Raw genomic sequence first — 4,054 nt, forward strand, 5'->3', positions numbered from 1 at the left:
AGAGGGAATGCTATCCATCTCGGAATGGTTGGCAAAATCCTCCAGTGTTTTTACTAAGAGTTGTCAAACAATCCGAAACTGGTTTGGAGAAATAATTAGTTATTTCGAGCGAAGGACAACGAATGGGGTGGTCGAGGGAATCAACAATAAACTTAAACTAATAAAAAGAAGAGGCTATGGCTTTAGAAACTTTCGGAATTTTTGGGTTAGAAGTATGTTGTCTTGGCATCTTGTATGTTGATTTAGCATAAAGAGTAACGAAGAGCCAGTCATCTACATCACAAAAAATTGCGGTAAGATCAAGACGTGAATTTATATCCATAGCTGAGACCTTGGCGAATACTATTTCTAGCATAAGTCTCAGCTTCCTTTTTGCTAGAGTTTTTTCCGACAGCGATCGCCGTCTCTTTGTCATTAAGACTGGCTAATTGACAGAGTTTTTCTAGGATAGCTAGGCTGTAAGTTTCACTGTGCATGGATTTCAATGGGTTGAATTTCGTCGAACTCACGTTTCTTGAAAAAATAGCTGCTTTAGGACTAATGATTCCCATCACTCTAGTCTTAGATAATGCCCGCTATCAGAAATGTAAAATTGTTGAAGAATTGGCTCTTTCTTTGTCAATAGAGCTACTCTATCTGCCGTCTTATTCGCCTAATCTAAATTTAATTGAAAGGCTGTGGAAATTTGTCAAAAAGAAATGTTTACATGGTAAATATTGGCAGAAGATTAAAGATTAGTTATTGTGACTAACTCTTTTGATTAGAAAAAGATAAACTTGAGAATCTTCGGTCAAATTTATTGACTCAAAATCAGCTGTAATTAATTTAAATGAAACAGCCCTAGGGACTAAGGGGGGATCGAACCTAAAATCCATTTTTAATTGAATTATAACCAGCCACTTAAATCTAAAAACCTTGTTGGGTAAGACTTTTAGACTTTTTGTCAATCAAAAAGTACCAGATATGGGAGTGATCGGGGGGAAATTTCAGGGACTTTTTCCCACACCCCACACCCGACACCCCACCAACAAGCTTATTCAGCAGACCCTACTCAGCCACTACTTAAAAATTATCTTTTTTCCCCCGCAGTCGTGCAAACACTTGTACTGGTTCGCTGCTATCCATAGTCATGGCCAAAGCGGGACTATCCCAGCGCAAAAAAGGATTAGTCAGCTTTTCCGTCCCCAAAATTGCCGGAATCGTGGGAATATCTTCAGTGCGATTTTTCTCCACTTCCCGATAACGCTGCTGCAAAGCAGCATTATTAGGGTCAACTGTCAAGGCAAACTTTAAATTATTTAACGTATATTCATGAGCGCACCAAACCCTAGTCCAGTCAGGCAGCGATCGCAATTTAGTTAAAGAAGCCACCATTTGGCCCGGTGTTCCCTCAAATAAACGACCACACCCCCCCGAAAACAGGGTATCACCACAGAATAACTCGCCGTAATCTCCGGGGTTAACCGGGGGAAAATAATAGGCAATATGAGCGCGAGTGTGGCCGGGGACAAAGAAAACCTCGGCCCGGCGACCGGCAAATTCCACCCGGTCCCCCTCCTCTAAAAACAGCTGCTGGCCCGGAATGCGACCGCGATCCTCCTTTCCCCCATAAACACAAAGATGGGGATAACGATTAATTAAAGCCTGATTAGCCCCCACATGGTCGCCGTGGTGATGGGTATTGAAAATAGCGACTAAATCCACCTGTAAAGCCTCTAATCGCCTGAAAACTGGTTCAGGTTCCGCCGGATCCACCACGGCCGCGATTTTTTGCGCTCGATCGTAGAGTAGGAAAATATAATTATCGGAAAGGGCGTTAAGACGTTCGATCTCCATAATAGAATCTTGATGCTCAGGTTTAACTCGATCATATAGTGCTAACCTAACTCCCCGCAGCACAGGAATCGGCGAAAATTACGCAGGGAATCCCCACATGATTAATGGGAACAATATAGGTTTCTGTGGGGGGAAATAAAGCGACAACGTGGGGAACGGGACGGGGAGTATAATGGACTTGCGACTGGCCCCGATGAGCGAGGGAGGTGCTTGCTCCTGAATCCAACATCACCGCCTCCCGAAAACCTGCCTGTACTAATAATTCTCCCAAAGCCATCGAATCGATCGGGTCTCTGGAAACCCCGATTACTGGCTGTCCTGCCTGATTAATCCCCCAAAAAGCCCGGTGACGCAGGGCATCAAAACCGTAAAGTGTACCAAAGGATTCTCGCGATTGTGGTTGTCCATCTTTGACTAACCAAGCGGCCGCGACAAAAGCATCCGTAACCTTGAGATCATTTCTAGCCTCCGCTGCAATTCCTTCTAGGGTATTATGACGAGCAGGATCAAAGGGAAGATAACGCACCCATCGATCGGTAATGATTACTAAAGGACGACCCTCTAACTTGTCAATTTCTCCCTCATATCCCGGGATAAAGCCGCCATTTTGGCTTAAAACCGGCCCGATCATCTGATTTGAGTCCAATTCCTTGAGAGAGAAAAAACCGCCATCCACGGCCGCGATCGCTTCTGTACCGGCGATAATTTCCTCCACTTGATAGCGACTATCAGCGTGGATGGTTTTGGGAATCCCGCCACTAATTAGAACAAGTGTATTAGTTGGGAATTCTACTTCCCGTTTTCGGATGGTGGTGGCAAAGTTAAAACCGCCATCGGTACGGGGTAAGGGATCACCTCCCCAAGCTTGCGGGACAACCTCTCTGGTGCGCGATTGCCCAAAGCGTCCAATCGTGAGTAAATCGGGGGATTGTCCAGCAAAATGCTCATCGAGGTCATTCATCGATAAAGCCGCCCGATAACCCGCTTTTTTGACGAATTCCTTCACTCGATCGTCCGCCTTCCCTTCCGGATAGGTAAAATAATTAATCGGAATACCCAATTCTTTTTCTAAGATTTGTTTCGATTGCTTGACTTCTTGCTCCAAATCTGCATCGGACAATAATCTTAAATCCCGGGGATGACTAACACTATGGGAGACAATTTGTACTAGAGGATCGGCGGCCATTTCCTGGAGTTGTTGCCAAGTGACACTGGTTCTGCCAGTTTTTTGAGCCATTTTATTGATATAAATCGAGAAAACAGCAGGATAGTTATATTTTCTCAATAAAGGATAGACATACTGGTAATGTCCCCCATAACCATCATCAAAAGTCAATAAAACTGGTTTAGCGGGAAGGGGGATCCCTGTCCGCAGATGGGAAATTAACCAATCGATACTGATCGGAGTTGCCCCGATTTCCTGCAAAAACTGAAAATGTGCCTCTAATTCGGCGGGGGTAACATCAAAAAATACCTCTTTTTTTGGTAAAATGTCGTGATACATTAAAATCGGCACTTTTGTCTCTTGAGCGCGGGGATGAATTTCTGGCCAGGGTGCTAATTCGATCGCTGTTGTCGAGTTATTTGGCCAATTATCGAGACTAATATCGTTTTTTTGGAGAGATAGGGGTAGAATCACTCGATCAGAGATGTTTTTATAGGTTTTACAGTCAAAAATTCTCGATATATCCTTAAAGGAACTATCTTCTAGGACATAATCCGCGCATTCCGGTTGAAACTCCCTAAAAGGTGCGGGAAGATAATCACCCCCCACCAGAGCATTAGAACGAGGATAGAGAGAAATTGCCGAAATAATCAGACAAACGACGATAAATGCCAAAAATCCGTATAGTGGAAACAAAGAAAAGGAAGATTTTTGCCGAGCTTGCCAACGCATAAGATCAAGTAATAAGGTAAAAAGTAAAAAAGAAAAAGTAAAAAAGCAGATAGTCCGTGATTTACCGAAAAAACTGCTTTTTATCTAGATTTTTGGCTTTTGTTTTCTCGTCAGCAAAGCCTACCGATTACAAGCTGAGTTTCCCTGTAATCCGTTCCCTTGTCAAGTTTTCTAGAACACCCTCATCAGTTATCAGTTATCAGTTATCAGTGAGCAGATTTGAGTTTTCAGTGGACAGTGGTAATCAGTGAGCAGTTGTCAATAGACTACCTTTATTGATTCTCCCCATCACCCCACACCCCACACCCTACACCCCACACC

General features: G+C 43.7%; 4 protein-coding genes and 1 pseudogene. 2 read left to right on the forward strand and 3 right to left on the reverse strand.

From position 1 onward, the window contains the following. Positions 1-241, forward strand: a 241-nt coding sequence (locus IQ224_RS22250) for a transposase (protein WP_194032751.1), incomplete at its 5' end; no start/stop codon positions are given. A gap of 58 nt (positions 242-299) precedes the next feature. Here the strand turns inward: IQ224_RS22250 and IQ224_RS22255 are convergent. After that, a complete protein-coding gene (locus tag IQ224_RS22255; RefSeq protein ID WP_155119311.1) occupies positions 300-476 on the reverse strand; it encodes a hypothetical protein in 177 nt (58 codons plus the stop codon). 43 nt (positions 477-519) lie between these two features. On the opposite strand from IQ224_RS22255, the pseudogene IQ224_RS22260 reads away from it, so the two are divergent. Then, positions 520-735: pseudogene (locus IQ224_RS22260) on the forward strand (transposase); the annotation flags it as partial. Between the two features lie 327 nt (positions 736-1,062). Here the strand turns inward: IQ224_RS22260 and gloB are convergent. Both gloB and IQ224_RS22270 read right to left on the reverse strand, forming a co-directional pair. Beyond that, complete coding sequence (gene gloB, locus IQ224_RS22265) at positions 1,063-1,836, reverse strand: hydroxyacylglutathione hydrolase (protein WP_194033506.1); 774 nt, start codon at positions 1,834-1,836, stop codon at positions 1,063-1,065. A 46-nt stretch (positions 1,837-1,882) separates the two neighbouring features. After that, the gene (locus IQ224_RS22270) at positions 1,883-3,733 is read right to left on the reverse strand and encodes a polysaccharide deacetylase family protein (protein ID WP_002749703.1); all 1,851 of its coding nucleotides are present in this window, start codon (positions 3,731-3,733) and stop codon (positions 1,883-1,885) included. Between the last annotated feature and the right edge of the window lie 321 nt (positions 3,734-4,054).

It is taken from the genome of Microcystis sp. LEGE 00066 (genome assembly GCF_015207925.1).
Taxonomy (GTDB): Bacteria; Cyanobacteriota; Cyanobacteriia; order Cyanobacteriales; family Microcystaceae; genus Microcystis; species Microcystis ichthyoblabe_A.

Coding starts and splice junctions, on each gene's coding strand:
- IQ224_RS22270 (WP_002749703.1), bottom strand. CDS start 3,733: ATGCGTTGGCAAGCTCGGCAAAAATCTTCCTTTTCTTTGTTTCCACTA.
- IQ224_RS22255 (WP_155119311.1), bottom strand. CDS start 476: ATGCACAGTGAAACTTACAGCCTAGCTATCCTAGAAAAACTCTGTCAA.
- gloB (WP_194033506.1), bottom strand. CDS start 1,836: ATGGAGATCGAACGTCTTAACGCCCTTTCCGATAATTATATTTTCCTA.